Origin of the sequence: Fictibacillus phosphorivorans (assembly GCF_001619875.1) — a bacterium.
In the GTDB taxonomy this organism is placed as follows: domain Bacteria; phylum Bacillota; class Bacilli; order Bacillales; family Fictibacillaceae; genus Fictibacillus; species Fictibacillus phosphorivorans_B.
The window spans coordinates 91,305-106,654 of sequence record NZ_LRFC01000008.1 but is presented as its reverse complement, the minus strand read 5'-3'; the positions used below and the strand labels follow the sequence as shown (position 1 = coordinate 106,654).

The window sequence follows — 15,350 nt, the reverse complement described above, 5'->3', positions numbered from 1 at the left end:
TCGTTGTAACCATTTGATTATACTACCATCTCTTGAAACCATTTTTTAAAAAGAAGGGAAGGATTTACGAATGTCAATCGTTGTAACTGGTGCAACTGGATTATTAGGAAATCTTGTTATTCAACACTTACTAAAAAAAGTGCCTGCCAATCAGATAGTAGCAAGTGTTCGAAATGTAGAAAAAGCTTCAGAATTAGAAAAGCTTGGAGTTGAAGTTCGTCAAGGAGATTATATGGATTTTGAATCGATGAAAAAATCCTTTGACGGAGCATCGAAGGTATTATTCATCTCTAGCCCAGACATGGATGATACTCTTCGTGTACGACAGCATGCCAATGTTGTCCAAGCCGCAAGAGATGCAGGTGTCAAACATATAGCTTACACGGGATATGCTTTTGGTGAAGAGTCAAAGATACCGCTAGCACTTGTCCATATGGCTACAGAATATGCCATCCGTACAACAGGCATACCCTTTACTTTCCTGCGTAATGCTCTTTACACAGAGGTATTCGTCAACCCAGGACTTGGTGGTGCCGTAGAGCGAGGAGAACTCGTAACAAATGCTGGAACAGGAGTCCTTAATGCTGTGACTCGGAATGACCTTGCTTTGGCAGCTGCAACAGCTCTGACTGAGGGAGGCCATGTAAATAACACCTATAATCTAGTAAATCCAGAGCCTTGGAGCTTCGATGAGCTTGCACAAGTTCTTACTGACGTCTCTGGTAAAAAGGTTGTTCACCGCCCTGTTTCCTTTGATGAAATGAAAGATTATCTTATCAATGTAGGTTTGCCAAAACCAGTGGTTGAAATGTCGGCCGGCATTTATCAAGCAGTCTCTGAAGGGGAGACCTCCAGAACTTCTGGAGATTTGCAAAAACTGATCGGTACACCAACTTCACTAGAAGATGTGGTAAAACAAGCTCTACAAGCTTGATGATTTTTACAAATAACAGATCACAGTTGGATTCTGGTCCATTCAAGTGATCTGTTTTTACTTATATTTTGCTTTAATATGGTTATGTATAATAAGATATGATGATTCTAATAAAGACTGGTATAGAAAGAGAGATCCCATATAATATTAAGGATTTTAGATCAATCCCCTGATTCTTATGGCGAAACCGCTCATAATTATAGAGTGTTAAGCCTTTTCACATAAGGAACACTCGATTCAGAATGCGGAAATAGTCACTATAGCCGACAAAATTTTATTTAAGAGAATCGTCTTGAAAGAAGGTCATTTTAATGAAACTGAGTGTACTCGATCAATCTGTCATAAGTAATGCACAAAATGCAAATATTGCCCTACAAAATACAGTACGCTTGGCAAAAATTACAGAGGAATTGGGATACACTCGATTTTGGGTGGCTGAGCATCATAATTCAAATGGAATCGCGGGTACATCACCAGAGGTGCTGATCTCAAGTATTGCTTCACATACAAATAAGATACGTGTAGGCTCAGGTGGGGTTTTGCTTCCACAATATAGTCCTTTTAAAGTAGCAGAAAATTTCAAGGTTCTAGATGCGTTGTATCCAAATAGAATTGACTTGGGAATCGGGCGTTCACCCGGAGGTTCTTCATCGACTCGGTTAGCCCTCACAGACGGATTGCGAAAAAGTATGAATGAATTCCCAAGACAATTCACTGACCTACAAGGCTTTATTTATGATCAATTACCCGATTCACACCCTTATCATGATGTGATTGCTTATCCTTCTGTTGAAACAAAACCGCAATTATGGCTTTTAGGTGTCACACATCGAGGGGCAAGATTAGCTGCTGAGAAGGGAACAGCTTTTACCTATGGTCATTTTATCAATCCAATTAATGGAAAAATAACGATGGAAACCTATAGGAATAACTTCCAACCGTCTAGATCTTTAGCTAAACCTAAAACTATCGTATGTATATTTGTGGTATGTGCTCCAACACAAGAACAAGCAGAAGAAATGGCGCTGAGCCAGGACCTGTGGCTGTTAGCAGTTGAGAAGGGGAGGGATACCCATATTCCCTCTAAGCGTGAGTCAAAGATTATATCATTATCAAAAGAAGACCAGGCAAAAGTAATCGAAAATCGGAATCGAATGGTAATCGGAACTCCTGAGAAGGTAAGAGAGGAACTCCTTCAATTAAGTGAATTTTATCAAACAGACGAATTCATGATCCTGACGAATGTCTATGATTTTCAAGACAAGATTCAATCTTACTCCTTACTGGCGGAAGCATTTCTTTAAGACTTAAAAAGTTTATCTTCTTTCCTTGCAAAACATTGAATCCATATTAAGACTTTATGCCATGTTATATGAGGATATCAAAAATTAACGCCTAATTGTTTGGAGTGAGGATTCAGGACTGACTTAAGTTTAGCATGCTGATACACCCGATCTAAAAGGTTTAGGTTAAAAACGAATATATGACGGCAAACCGCTAAAATCACTTGGCGGTTTTTTTTGGTTCTTATGTCATTTTCTTATGTGTAAATTGTCTGAATCTGAACATAATAACAAAGATTTATGTACATTATCTTATTAGGAGATTGATGTTTATGTTTAGGAAGAGGAAGTGTATAGGGGTAGGAAAACAAATGGAAACAAGCACAGGGAAAGCCCAAAATACTTCTATCACCCTAGAGGTTCTCCGTGAACGCGTAGACAATATGGAAGACGCTGAAGTAATCGAATATCAAACCCAAAACAATAAGATATTTGTATTGATATTTATAGGAACATTGATTGATAAAGCAAGGTTGAATGAAGCTGTAATTGAACCTTTACGGCTCTGCAATTATGAAAATATTGCAGCTTGCATTTCTGTCTCTAAAATTACTAATATTTCAACGTTGGAAGAGGCTGAAAAGAAATTGATGCTGGGAGCTATCCTTCTTTTTGACACCATTGAAAATCAATGGTGTTCCGTCGATCTGAAAGATCCAACGGGACGTGGGATAGAAACTTCTGAAACAGAAACAATCCTTTATGGTGCCAAAGATAGTTTCAGTGAAAACTTAGAACAAAATATTTCATTGATCCGTAGAAGGCTACCACTAACAGCCTTAAAATCAGAGAAATTCACGGTAGGATCACTAACTAAAACAAAGATTGTATTAATGTATATTGAGGGTTTAACGAATCCTGATTTCATTTCAATTGCTAGGGAAAAAATCAAGAGTGTCGACTTTGATCAGATTCTTGACTCCTCCCAATTAGCAGCGTTTATGGAAGATCATAATCATAGTGTATTTCCACAATTTCAACATACTGACCGTCCCGATGTGTGTGCATACGCACTAGGTGTAGGCAAACCTACCATTCTTGTGGATAATACACCGTTTGCCCTGAATGCTCCAATCAACTTTTTCCATTTATTCCAATCACCCGAGGATTATATTAATCGCTGGATCGTTGCAAGCTTCTTGCGGATCAGAAGATATGTAAGTTTCATGCTCTCCTTGCTGATGATTCCACTCTATGTTGCTTTAACGACACATCATTATCAGATGATACCCTTGCAAATTCTATTCGTCCTTGTGGAAACGAGAAGCCAATTACCACTAACTCCGTTTTGGGAATCGCTCATTATGTTGGTAACACTTGAGGTCATTAAAGAAGCAAGTCTAAGGATGCCTACGAAATCTGGCCAAACGTTAGGTGTAATCGGTGGTATTGTCGTTGGACAAGCTGCTGTAGAAGCAGGATTCGCTAGTCAAGTTCTGATTGTTTTGGTTGGTATTTCTGCTATTGCTTCGTTTCTTGTGCCGAATTACTTGATGACCAAAGCGACCACATTGATACAGTTTGTGCTATTGATCCTTGCTTCATTTCTTGGAGTAATGGGCATCTTTATGGGCATCATTTTACTTTTTGCCCATTTGAATGCACTTACTTCCTTGAAACAACCATATTTTACCCCTATTTCGCCTTTTTATGGGAAAGATTGGCTTGATCTATTTATCCGTGGACCATTGCAATGGATGAAAGCAAGGCCAGAGGCTCTTCATCCTTTACAGAAATGGCGTTATAGCCGAAGGAGATGATACCTTGACTGATTTTTCATTGTTCGAGAAAACCTCATCGTATCAGGGTATTTATATGACTTTAATGGTCAATAGGATACAAATGTTATATTTTGCGATCATCATGCCCGTTTTTCTTATATATCCCTATATGATATGGATGATTATCATTGTAGGAATATTATCGCAAATCAGTATATTCATGTTATCGAAATGGTTTAATTCCATGTATGCATCTAAAGGCTACGAAGGTTTTGTAGAACTTTTCGGTGAACGTATGGTACGGTTAATAGCTTTCATCGGAATCGGTTTCATATTTTTAAAAGTGATTGTAATTATACTCGGATATATAGAAGTAGTACAACATTTCATCTTCCCTTCAGTGAATACGAATTGGATGCTTCTGTTCATTTTGCTTATTTGCTGGTATGTTGCTTCACTAGGGATGCCCAATACGATCCGTTTCATCGTCATTGCCTTTTTATGTACAGCTTGGATGCTATTGTTATTATTGAAAATCCCTTTTAAGCCTTTTACTACTATACATGATCTATTTCCGTTAATCCCATATGAATGGACGATGAAATCATGGAAAGGTGTGCTATTCATCTGGTCAGCCTTTTCTGGCCCGGAATATTTGGTTCTACTTGCGCCTTGGTTCAATAAAAGAGAAAAAATCCTGAAATACATGACTATCGGAAATACATTTACAATTTTTGAATATCTGTTTCTATTTATTGCATCATTGTTTTTTTTCGGATCACATTATCTTGGAAAAAACAAATTACCGGTGATGGAAATGATACGTTACTTGCAGTCTCCAATGTTTGAGCGAATCGATATAATTTTAATCTCTGTATATTTATTTCACTTTGTATTCGCAATATCAATCTTTCTGTTACTTTTTTATGGTGCAACTCGTATCACTCTGAAGAAATCGAAAGATCAAACGACTCGATTAGGGTTTGCATTATGTTGTGCTATATTTTTCATTTGTATAATGATGAGTAATGAATTGTTGTGGAAAAAGGCAACTAATCAAAATATTTTGTTAGAGCTAGAGATATGGGCAGGAGCATTCACTTACTTATTCGTACCATTACTTCTTTTCATCTCTTTAAAGCGAAAGGGCCATTCCTAGTATGAAACATAAACATACCAAAATACTTTTCGTCATTTTTGTTAATATGATCGTTTTATCTGGCTGTTCACCTATTAAAGAAAAAAATCTGATTGAAGAAATAGCACCTGTGACTTTTTGGTCGATTCGGAAAGGGGAGGATGAGAACTTACGAATGAGCACTTTGATACCTCCCCTTGTAAAAGAAAAGAAACGCCTTTTGACTGTTCAAGTCGACTTATTAAAAGAAGGTATGAAGGGTTTCAATTTAAAGTATTATAGAGAATTGAAAGTTGGTCAACTCCGGATGCTGTTGATCAGTGAAGAAATTGCAAAAGAAGGGATTAGTCCATTGATTGATACGATTTTGACAGATCCTGATATATCTAAACGTTTATATCTAGCCGTTGTCAGAGGGAATTTCGATGAGTACATGAATAATCAGCTGAAAATGCAAGAAGACCTAGATTATTATCTCTATCGGATGTTCAAGCATTACGATAATCAGGGGAAGTTGACAATTATAAATTTGCATCAATTCATGAAGACACTTCATTCACCAGCGCATTCTCCCTTATTGCCTGTATTTGAAGCGAGTGAGGAAAATTTCCAATACCTAGGTACTGGCATATTTAATAATGACAAATTGATTGAAACCACGAACTACATGGAGGAGCAAATATTCCAGCTTATCGACAACGATCACTTTTTAAAATATTTTGCGATCCGTGACTTATCTATTGTTCTAGGCCATGTGAAAGCCAATGTCCACTTGAATATGGATAACACATATTCTGAACTAAAGCTCAACGTTCAATTGAACGGGCGGCTTGACGAGATTGCCAGGGAACATAAATTGCTCACCCGGGATGAACTTTCAAGATTCGAGTCGGAAATTGAATTGTATTTAGAAAAACAAACTATCAAGTTTTTAAAAAAGCTTCAGAAGAATAAGGTTGACCCTTTACAATTAAGAAAGTATACCTTGAGACCCTTCTCAAAACCTCTGAATGGGAGAGAATGGTCAAACAGATGGGAGCGGATGGAGGTCAAAGTCGATTATGACCTTAAAATCCAACCACTAACAGATACCAAAAACTGATCAACCCATCTCGTCCCGTGCATGAAAATCACAACTAATCAAGTTCGAGATGGAAGGTTCAATCGGTTAATACGTCAAAACCCTTTGGTATAATAAAAATTTATACAGAGGGGTTTTTTTATGTTCAAAAAGGATTTTCGTATTGCGTGTATAAATTAAAGGATACCAAAACATTAGGAGTGAACATATGATTAATAAAGTTGGTCAAATTATGTTGTATGTAAATAATCAAGACGAGTCAGTAGATTTTTGGACAAAAAAACTAGGTTTCAGTGTTATTTCTGAAGAAAATAACGATCAAATGAGATGGATTGAAGTCGCTCCTTCAAAGGATTCTGAAACAAGCATCATCCTGCATAATAAAGAATTCGTCGCGAACATGTCACCTGGTTTAAATCTAGGCACTCCTTCATTAATGTTCTTTACAGAAAATCTAGAGCAGTTACATAACGAGTTATCCAACAATAATATTACCGTCGGGGAAATTGTGAACATGCCTTCTGGCAGAGTGTTTAACTTTGCAGATCATGAAGAAAATTATTTTGCTGTAATGGAAAAGAAGTAATAATTAGCTTATAGAATAGAAAAAAGACGCCCGTTAGGACGTCTTTTTTGCGTATATTGCGGCGAGAGACAGCACTCCACATAGTGCTTTGCCTAACAGGCGCGTCAATCTCGTCTTATGCAATTAGCTCATTGCTAGACTAGTATACCATCTCTTCGCTCTAAAGATAAGTGGTTCTTTAAGGACTCAAATGGTTCGCTTTTTTACATCCGAAAAGGCTATAATGCAATCAACTATTACTTTTAAAAGGAGTATACACATGAACGAAGTTATTGAAACAATACTAGCTCATAGATCCATTCGCAAGTTTAAGGACAAACCCCTAAGTGAAGAAATGGTCACAACACTCGTGAAATGTGCACAATCTGCATCTACATCGAGCTATCAGCAGGTTTGTACGATTATCGGAATAGATGACAGGGAAAAGAAAGAAAAACTGGCTGAGCTTGCTGGCAATCAGTCTTATGTAGCGGATAATGGTTATTTCTTCGTCTTTTGCATGGATTACAATCGTCATATGATCGCGGCTGAAATGAAGGAAGCAGAGATTTTTGAGACTATAGAATCGACAGAAGCTTTTATAGTTGGAACGGTAGATGCTGCACTCGCTGCTCAAAATCTATCGGTAGCTGCAGAATCACTTGGACTCGGTATCGTCTATATTGGAGGGATCCGTAATCGTCTGAAGGAAGTCTCAGATTTGTTAGGATGTCCAGAACACGTTCTACCACTGTTTGGAGTAGCAGTCGGTTATCCCGACGCAAATCCTGGGAAAAAGCCTCGTTTACCACTTCCAGCCGTTTTTCATAAAAACAATTATCAAAGTACAGAAGAAACGAAAGATTGGCTAACACAGTATGAAAAAGAAACGTCTGAGTATTATACAGAGCGCACGGGAGGTAAACGTACGGAAGGCTGGGTGACACAGATCACAGGATCGATGGCTTCTCCAAAGCGTACCTATATGAAAGACTTTGTTCGATCAAAAGGATTAAATAAATCGTAATCACGTTTAGGCAGGTGACTTCAAAGAATGATTAAAATCGGTGTTACAGGTTGGGGAGATCATGATTCTCTGTATCCAGATGGTACTCCTGCAAGAGATAAACTCGCGGTCTACAGCGGTCATTTTCCTGTTGTAGAAGTCGATTCTTCCTTTTATGCGGTTCAGCCTGTAAAGAACTATGAAAAATGGGTTGCGGCGACTCCGAAGGACTTTTCCTTCGTTGTAAAAGCCTATCAAGGCATGACAGGTCATTCGAGAGGTAAATTACCTTTTGAATCCGTTAAAGAAATGTTTGAAGCTTTCGTCATATCCATGCAGCCTGTAATCGAGGCAGGAAAACTGGATATGGTTCTTTTTCAATATCCGCCATGGTTTGACTGTAAAAAGGAAAATGTTCAGATGTTAAGGAATGCAAAAGAAATGATGGGAGACATCCCTGTAGCTCTAGAGTTTCGTAATCAAACCTGGTTCAGCGAGGAAATGAAAGAGAAAACGCTGAGTTTCATAAAAGAAGAAGGATGGATTCATACGGTTTGCGACGAACCTCAAGCCGGGACAGGCTCGATTCCTATTGTTATGTATACGTCACATGAAAAGACACTCGTACGAATGCACGGCAGAAATGTCTATGGGTGGAACAATCAGGGTCAACCGAACTGGAGAGAAGTCCGTTATCTATACAGGTATAATGATGTCGAGCTTATTAAATGGAAAGAACGGATCGAAAAGCTTGCATCAGAGACGAACAGTCTTACCATCCTTTTTAATAATAATTCAGGCGGAGATGCTGCTGACAACGCAAAACAGATGATTGACATACTGGATATTCAGTATGATTTCCTCGCGCCAAGACAACTGGACTTGTTTTAACCTTTTCCTTATATTACAAATTGTTTTCAAAAGTTGGTAGATGATTCATTTTTTAAAATCGTATTGATATACTAATAGGGTGAATGAAATCAGTTATGCTGGATGAAGAAAGTGGGGATCACTTTGGATTTTAAAAAATTGATTCAAATGATGTACTGCTTACAGATTGCCTTTGTCGTCAGTGGCGTTTACTTGCTTTTCGTTTACATATTTACGAACAATTCGAAACGTATTCAGTTTCTGACCCTCGTGTTATGTATTAATTTAATATCTTTAAAATTCACCAGAGATCGATTTAAAACATAAAGAAAACTGCGCAGCTTTTAGCGCAGTTTTTTATCATTAAAGCATCTTTAAAAGTGCTTTTCTCCCTTGCATACCAACTTCAATGCCTCTTTCTCTTGCTTCAAACGTAATAGATTCTAAAGGTGCATCCAGCAGCTGTTCAATCGTTCTCACACCAACAGCACGCCCTGCAATAATTTTACGGTCTGCTAATTTTTCATTCAACAATGCTACATCTAGTGCGCCACACATGATATATCCATTCTCATTAAACACGGCCATAAAATTTGTTTTTGGCAAACGAAGGGTGACAGCGGTAAATGGATGTCCTTCTATTAAGATCGGGTTCATCTCTAACATGCTTCCACTCCTTTCTTCACTACTATTTTTATGTGTAGATAAGGGAAAAAGTGTTAGGTGTTGACGCTATTTTTATGGCTTTTTCATGAACAAAAAGGGTGTAGGATATGATACGATAAATAGATAATGAGGAGGCGATCGGGATGAAACAATACTTGGATTTTCTTCAAGATATTTTACATAACGGAACGAAAAAAGAAGATCGGACAGGCACTGGGACGGTATCTGTATTCGGCCGTCAAATGAGGTTTGATTTAGAGGAAGGTTTTCCGCTTGTTACGACAAAGAAACTTCATCTGAAATCAATCATCCATGAGTTGCTGTGGTTTTTAAAAGGTGATACAAATATTGCCTATCTAAAAGAAAATGGCGTTCGTATTTGGGATGAGTGGGCTGATGAGAATGGAAATCTTGGACCCGTTTACGGTCAACAGTGGCGTTCTTGGTCAAAACCAAACGGTGAGACCATTGATCAAATTTCAAACGTCATTGAAGACATTAAGAAGAACCCTGATTCAAGACGTTTGATCGTATCAGCATGGAATCCTTCAGATGTACCCAATATGGCACTGCCGCCTTGCCACTTGCTGTTTCAGTTTTATGTAGCAGATGGCAAACTATCTTGTCAGCTCTATCAGCGTTCAGCAGATAGTTTTCTTGGAGTGCCATTCAATATTGCGTCATATGCACTCCTTACGATGATGGTTGCCCAAGTTACAGGTCTTAAGCCAGGTGAGTTCGTACACACTGTTGGTGATGCACATATCTACACAAATCATTTAGAACAAGTAGAGCTGCAGTTGACTCGTGAGCCGATGCCGCTTCCAAAGATGAAGTTGAATCCAAATGTGACAAACATTTTTGATTTTACATTTGATGACTTTGAACTTGTTGACTATGAAGCCCATCCTCATATTAAAGGCATGGTGAGTGTATGATTTCTTTTGTTGTTGCAATGGATGAGAACCGTGCAATCGGTAAAGACAATGACCTTCCCTGGTACTTGCCAAACGACCTTAAGCATTTTAAGAATGTTACGATGGGGAAACCGATCGTTATGGGTCGTAAAACGTATGAATCAATCGGCAAACCTTTACCCGGACGCGAAAATATCGTGGTAACGAGAGATGACAATTATCAAGCCTCAGGAACAACGGTTGTACATTCTGTAGATGAAGTATTGAACCTAGATGCAGAAGAATTATGTGTAATCGGCGGAACGGAGATTTTCAAGCTGTTTATGCCTGTGGCTGATCGCCTGTATGTGACAGAGATCCACGATACCTTTGATGCGGATACGTATTTTCCGGAAATCAATCGTAATGAATGGCATGAAGTCTCACGCAAGCCAGGAATCGTTGACGAAAAAAATAAATATCCACATGATTTCGTTGTGTTCGAAAAAATTTAACCGTAAAGTTTGAATGAGCCCCCCTCTTGTCTGCATACATATGTAGAAAGGGGGGTTACCTTTTGTTTAAACGCCGAAAAATGAAACTTCGAAAAGGGCCGCTTCCATTCCGGTTTGTACTCCTGATCTCTTTTATTCTTTTTACTTTTATAACAATACAAGGACTTTGGCTTGTGAACAGAGGAATTGAACCTACGCTTATGCTGATTGCTCAGAAGAAAACAGAAGAAATTGCAGCACTGGCAATAAGTGAAGCGATTGATAATGAGATCATAGGTCCATCTCAAATGGATGATATTATTGAATATAAAACGGATAATGAAGGAAATGTCGTATTTGCTGGGATCAATCAAAGTGTAATCAACAGGGTAGCTAATCAATCACAAAAAGTGGTGCAAAAATACCTTAAGGAAATAGAAGAAGGAAAGGCCCATGAAGTAATCAACAACGATGAATTAGGCATTTCCGCTTATAAAAATGAACCTGGCGTGATTATGAAAATTCCGCTTGGGCAAGCAACGAGGAACTCTTTACTTGCAAACTTAGGTCCTAAGATACCCATTAAATTTATGCTCATTGGAGAAGCGAATACCGATATCGTTGAAAAGATTGAGAACTCTGGAATCAATAACACATGGATAAATATTGATATTATCGTTACTGTCAAAACGAGAATTGTTATTCCGTTTGCTACGGAAACAACGGTTGTTAAAAGACCGATTAAGATCACTGCTCAGTTCATAAAAGGTGAAGTGCCTGTTTACTACAACCAGTCCGGTGACCCGATTCAGCCTACTGTTCCGATTACTCCTGAATTAAAGGATAAGCCTAAAGGCGATAAAGAGTTGGATATTCCTGAGGAGAGCTCGACAGAAGAAACGGGAGAAGAGGAAGCGGTAGAGTAGGGCTCCCTAAAATTTAACAGTATTCAATTGGGTTGACCATTTAATCATATTTGTTATAATTAAAACTGAATTTAAAATTTTATATGTCTTTAAGCCTATCACCGATGGGGTAGAGGAGCGGATTTTATAAGTACTTTTTCAGAGAGTGACGTCTGTGAAGAAAAAGGAAAGGAACTTCCGCCGAAGCAAAATGTAAACCGTCTGTTCACTTTTGCTGGGTTTACACTGAAAAAGTGTAAAACTGTCACTGCTTGGGAATTACAAGCAGTGGAGGACTACTGATCGATGAGGAAAACCATAAATTACTTAAGTGATTGATAGCAGGTTATTTCCTTTTCTATTAATCGCTTTTTATTTTGTCTTTTTTTCCTCAACGTCCTGTAACACTCCTCAAAATCGATGGCTAATGAAAAGAAGGAGGAACATCATGGAATTTGAGAATTCGATTTATTCATTAATCCCGCCTGTATTGGCTATTTTAATGGTTGTGCTAACACGAAGAGTATTACTCTCTTTAGGGGCAGGGATTGTAGCGGGAGCATTATTGCTTCACGATTTTAATATTGGTGCTACATTAAAGGAAATTGGCACAATCGTAAAAGGGCATTTTATTGCGGATGGTGCACTAAATGAATGGAATGTATATATACTGCTGTTTTTATTGATTTTGGGAATGATGACAAGCATCATCTCTTTAGCTGGTGGAAGCCGTGCTTTTGGTGAGTGGGCAATCTCTAAAGTGAAGACAAGAAGAGGTGCACAGCTCTTAACGGTTGTTTTTGGACTTGTTATTTTTATTGATGACTACTTTAACTCACTAGCGGTAGGCAATGTAAGCAGACCGATCACAGACCGCCACCGTATTTCGCGTGCGAAACTGGCCTATTATCTCGATTCGACCGCTGCTCCTGTATGTGTAATCTCGCCTGTTTCCAGTTGGGGAGCGTACATTATCGGGATTATCGGTACGATTTTTGCAACTCATGAGATTACAAATATGTCTGCATTCAGTGCTTTTATTCAAATGATCCCTATGAATTTTTATGCAGTTTTTGCACTTATACTTGTTTTTGTCGTTGCTTATTTTCAACTTGATTTTGGACCGATGAGAAAACATGAAGAACGAGCTTTTGCTACTGGTGAAGTGATTGATCCAGAGAAAAAAGCAGCAATTGGAGAAGGAATCAAGCTTGAAGAAAGTGACAAAGGAAAAGTAGGAGATCTTGTTTGGCCGATCGTTTTGTTGATTGTTTCAACAGTTGCCTTCATGATCTATACAGGCATTCAAAATGTAAAAGGCCTTGAAGAACCAACGGCTGTTACACTTTTATCAATATTCGAAAATACAGATGTACCAAAATCATTATTATATGGCGGTTTGGTAGGGTTGGCGGCAGCGATTCTGTTCTTCCTGCCTAAAAAAATGGGAGCTGCTTCACTAGGAAAAGGACTTGGACGGGGTGTTCAATCTATGATTGGTGCAGTAACGATCTTACTATTTGCTTGGACGATTATCTCTATTATCGATAGTTTAGGAACAGGTAAGTACCTCGCTGGACTGGTCGATCAACACATGAACTTAGCGTATCTTCCTTTCGTTTTATTTGTTCTGTCAGGTCTAATGGCTTTTGCGACAGGTACGTCTTGGGGAACGTTCGGTGTGATGCTTCCAATCGCAGCAGAGATTTCTGCTTCTACAAATATTGAGCTGATGCTGCCAGTACTTGCAGCGGTTCTTGCTGGATCTGTTTTTGGAGACCACTGTTCACCAATTTCAGATACAACAATCCTTTCATCAACAGGAGCGGGAAGTCATCATATTGATCACGTAATGACACAGCTTCCTTACAGCTTAGTCGCTGCTGGAGTATCTGCTGTAGGTTATCTTGCACTTGGATTAACTGAAAGTGTTTGGGTAGGTCTATTCGTTTCAACGGGAGTATTTGCTATCGCTTTATTGTTTATAAAAAAATTATCTAGTAAAAATAGCATTGCTGCCAATTCGATAAAAGCATAAATTTGAAAGTGTCTGGTATTAAACCAGGCACTTTTTCTTATATTTATACGACTTCTTTCCCCTTATTCCGACAAAATAACTAAAAACATTTTGACAGCATTCTGTATTTTGTAATATACTGAACGCAGAATAGTCAGAAAAAAGTAACAATTGTAAACTTTTCGACTTCATAAAAAGGGGGACACAACAAATGGAAAATAGGCAACAATGGGGAAGCCGCTACGGATTTATCTTAGCTGCTGTCGGTTCCGCTATCGGCCTAGGCAACATCTGGAGATTTCCAGCAGTTGCTTATGAAAACGGTGGAGGAGCATTTTTTATCCCGTATCTGGTCGCACTCTTAACGGCAGGGATTCCCTTACTGATTCTAGAGTTCACATTAGGACATAAGTACCGTGGTTCAGCTCCACTTTCTTACTTCCGTCTTCATAAGAATGCAGAGTGGCTAGGGTGGTGGCAAGTTTTTGTAGCGTTTGTCATTTCCACCTACTATGCTGTAATCATTGCGTGGGCGATTAAGTACTCGATTTACTCGCTAAATCTTGCTTGGGGAGACAAGCCTTCCGATTTCTTTTATGGAGAGGTTCTTCAATTAAGCAAAACGCCTGGTGACATCGGTGGTATCGTACCTGGCATTTTAATTGCACTTTTAATCGTATGGGTTGTAACGTTATTAGTTCTTTATAAAGGTGTATCTAAAGGCATCGAGCGCTTTAATAAAATTTTTATCCCAGCTTTAGTTATTATGTTCTTATTAATTGTTATTCGCGCAATTACGCTTGATGGTGCTGCTCAAGGATTAAATACATTCTTTACACCTGATTGGAGTGCTATCAACAACGGTAAGGTTTGGGTAGCGGCCTATGGTCAAATATTCTTCTCGTTATCCATTGCTTTTGCGATCATGGTGACGTACTCAAGCTACTTACCAAAAAAATCAGATATCAACAACAATGCTTTTATTACAGGTTTCGCAAACTCAGGTTTTGAACTTCTTGCTGGTATCGGAGTTTTTGCTGCCCTAGGATTCATGGCTATGCAACAAGGACTGCCAGTAGCTGAAGTAGTTAAGGGCGGGATTGGACTAGCATTCGAAGTATTCCCGGCTATCATTAATGAGTTCCCTGGTGGTAATGCGTTCTTTGGAACAATGTTCTTCTTAACACTTGTATTTGCTGGTATGACGTCGTTGATCTCAATCGTAGAAACGTATGTCGCAGCATTACAAGACAAGTTTGGAATCTCTAGAACAAAAGCTGTATTAATGGGTGGAGGCGTTGCTTCCGTAATTTCCTTGCTTTTCGCTACTAAAGGCGGACTATACATGCTCGATATCGTGGATTACTTCATCAACAACTTTGGTATCACATTAGCTGGTCTTGCAGAGGTTGTACTAATTGCATGGTTCGTTAAGCAATTAGGAGGACTTCAAAATCACGCTAATGCAATCTCTGACCTTAGAACAGGTTTATGGTGGAAAGTTTGCCTGGGTGTCATCACACCGATCCTTCTTGGTTACATGATGTTTGATAACATTAGACAAAACCTTGCTGAGAATTACGGTGGATATCCAACACAACTTGTTGTTACTTATGGAGTAGTCGTAGCTGTAGGTGTCATCGTACTCGGTATTGTATTAGGCCGTGTTAACTGGAAATCTGATGTAGTTAATGAGAAAAAGGAGGTCAGCTGA

14 protein-coding genes and 1 riboswitch are annotated in these 15,350 nt (G+C 38.7%); of the genes, 13 read left to right on the top strand and 1 reads right to left on the bottom strand.

Annotation, left to right across the window (positions count from 1 at the left end; all coding sequences use genetic code 11):
* The first annotated feature begins 70 nt into the window (after positions 1–70).
* From AWM68_RS06750 to AWM68_RS06715, 8 genes are all read left to right on the top strand, one after another.
* Positions 71–934 (top strand): SDR family oxidoreductase, encoded by an 864-nt coding sequence (locus AWM68_RS06750; protein ID WP_066238971.1) that lies wholly within the window; start codon positions 71–73, stop codon positions 932–934.
* A gap of 311 nt (positions 935–1,245) precedes the next feature.
* Positions 1,246–2,238: an LLM class flavin-dependent oxidoreductase gene (locus tag AWM68_RS06745; protein WP_066238968.1), complete on the top strand. Its 993-nt coding sequence runs from the start codon at positions 1,246–1,248 to the stop codon at positions 2,236–2,238.
* A gap of 311 nt (positions 2,239–2,549) precedes the next feature.
* The gene (locus AWM68_RS06740) at positions 2,550–4,037 is read left to right on the top strand and encodes a spore germination protein (RefSeq protein WP_066238965.1); all 1,488 of its coding nucleotides are present in this window, start codon (positions 2,550–2,552) and stop codon (positions 4,035–4,037) included.
* Between the two features lie 4 nt (positions 4,038–4,041).
* Positions 4,042–5,157, top strand: coding sequence for a GerAB/ArcD/ProY family transporter (locus AWM68_RS06735; RefSeq protein WP_156488328.1), 1,116 nt, complete (start codon positions 4,042–4,044; stop codon positions 5,155–5,157).
* A 1-nt stretch (position 5,158) separates the two neighbouring features.
* Positions 5,159–6,238 (top strand): Ger(x)C family spore germination protein, encoded by a 1,080-nt coding sequence (locus AWM68_RS06730; RefSeq protein ID WP_066238962.1) that lies wholly within the window; start codon positions 5,159–5,161, stop codon positions 6,236–6,238.
* 187 nt (positions 6,239–6,425) lie between these two features.
* Entirely contained in the window at positions 6,426–6,803 is a 378-nt protein-coding gene (locus tag AWM68_RS06725; protein WP_066238959.1) for a VOC family protein, read from the top strand.
* A 259-nt stretch (positions 6,804–7,062) separates the two neighbouring features.
* Positions 7,063–7,809, top strand: coding sequence for an oxygen-insensitive NADPH nitroreductase (nfsA, locus tag AWM68_RS06720; protein ID WP_066238956.1), 747 nt, complete (start codon positions 7,063–7,065; stop codon positions 7,807–7,809).
* Between the two features lie 27 nt (positions 7,810–7,836).
* The gene (locus tag AWM68_RS06715) at positions 7,837–8,679 is read left to right on the top strand and encodes a DUF72 domain-containing protein (RefSeq protein ID WP_066238953.1); all 843 of its coding nucleotides are present in this window, start codon (positions 7,837–7,839) and stop codon (positions 8,677–8,679) included.
* A gap of 342 nt (positions 8,680–9,021) precedes the next feature.
* On the opposite strand, the gene AWM68_RS06710 is transcribed toward AWM68_RS06715, so the two are convergent.
* Positions 9,022–9,324 carry a YunC family protein gene (locus AWM68_RS06710; protein WP_066238950.1) on the bottom strand — a complete coding sequence of 101 codons (303 nt, stop codon included), beginning with the start codon at positions 9,322–9,324 and terminating at the stop codon, positions 9,022–9,024.
* A 143-nt stretch (positions 9,325–9,467) separates the two neighbouring features.
* Between AWM68_RS06710 and AWM68_RS06705 the strand changes: the two genes are divergently transcribed.
* From AWM68_RS06705 to AWM68_RS06685, 5 genes are all read left to right on the top strand, one after another.
* Positions 9,468–10,262 carry a thymidylate synthase gene (locus AWM68_RS06705; protein ID WP_066238948.1) on the top strand — a complete coding sequence of 265 codons (795 nt, stop codon included), beginning with the start codon at positions 9,468–9,470 and terminating at the stop codon, positions 10,260–10,262.
* Positions 10,259–10,735 (top strand): dihydrofolate reductase, encoded by a 477-nt coding sequence (locus AWM68_RS06700; protein ID WP_066238946.1) that lies wholly within the window; start codon positions 10,259–10,261, stop codon positions 10,733–10,735. Before AWM68_RS06705 ends, AWM68_RS06700 begins: the two co-directional genes overlap by 4 nt.
* Positions 10,736–10,797: 62 nt before the next feature.
* Positions 10,798–11,640: a sporulation protein YunB gene (gene yunB, locus AWM68_RS06695; RefSeq protein ID WP_066238943.1), complete on the top strand. Its 843-nt coding sequence runs from the start codon at positions 10,798–10,800 to the stop codon at positions 11,638–11,640.
* 102 nt (positions 11,641–11,742) lie between these two features.
* Positions 11,743–11,926, top strand: a riboswitch (Lysine riboswitch).
* Between the two features lie 141 nt (positions 11,927–12,067).
* Positions 12,068–13,657, top strand: a complete 1,590-nt coding sequence (locus tag AWM68_RS06690) for a Na+/H+ antiporter NhaC family protein (RefSeq protein WP_066238942.1) — start codon at positions 12,068–12,070, stop codon at positions 13,655–13,657.
* A gap of 190 nt (positions 13,658–13,847) precedes the next feature.
* Positions 13,848–15,350, top strand: a complete 1,503-nt coding sequence (locus AWM68_RS06685) for a sodium-dependent transporter (protein ID WP_066238940.1) — start codon at positions 13,848–13,850, stop codon at positions 15,348–15,350.

Coding starts and splice junctions, on each gene's coding strand:
- AWM68_RS06750 (WP_066238971.1), top strand. CDS start 71: ATGTCAATCGTTGTAACTGGTGCAACTGGATTATTAGGAAATCTTGTT.
- AWM68_RS06745 (WP_066238968.1), top strand. CDS start 1,246: ATGAAACTGAGTGTACTCGATCAATCTGTCATAAGTAATGCACAAAAT.
- AWM68_RS06740 (WP_066238965.1), top strand. CDS start 2,550: ATGTTTAGGAAGAGGAAGTGTATAGGGGTAGGAAAACAAATGGAAACA.
- AWM68_RS06730 (WP_066238962.1), top strand. CDS start 5,159: ATGAAACATAAACATACCAAAATACTTTTCGTCATTTTTGTTAATATG.
- AWM68_RS06725 (WP_066238959.1), top strand. CDS start 6,426: ATGATTAATAAAGTTGGTCAAATTATGTTGTATGTAAATAATCAAGAC.
- nfsA (WP_066238956.1), top strand. CDS start 7,063: ATGAACGAAGTTATTGAAACAATACTAGCTCATAGATCCATTCGCAAG.
- AWM68_RS06715 (WP_066238953.1), top strand. CDS start 7,837: ATGATTAAAATCGGTGTTACAGGTTGGGGAGATCATGATTCTCTGTAT.
- AWM68_RS06710 (WP_066238950.1), bottom strand. CDS start 9,324: ATGTTAGAGATGAACCCGATCTTAATAGAAGGACATCCATTTACCGCT.
- AWM68_RS06705 (WP_066238948.1), top strand. CDS start 9,468: ATGAAACAATACTTGGATTTTCTTCAAGATATTTTACATAACGGAACG.
- AWM68_RS06700 (WP_066238946.1), top strand. CDS start 10,259: ATGATTTCTTTTGTTGTTGCAATGGATGAGAACCGTGCAATCGGTAAA.
- AWM68_RS06690 (WP_066238942.1), top strand. CDS start 12,068: ATGGAATTTGAGAATTCGATTTATTCATTAATCCCGCCTGTATTGGCT.
- AWM68_RS06685 (WP_066238940.1), top strand. CDS start 13,848: ATGGAAAATAGGCAACAATGGGGAAGCCGCTACGGATTTATCTTAGCT.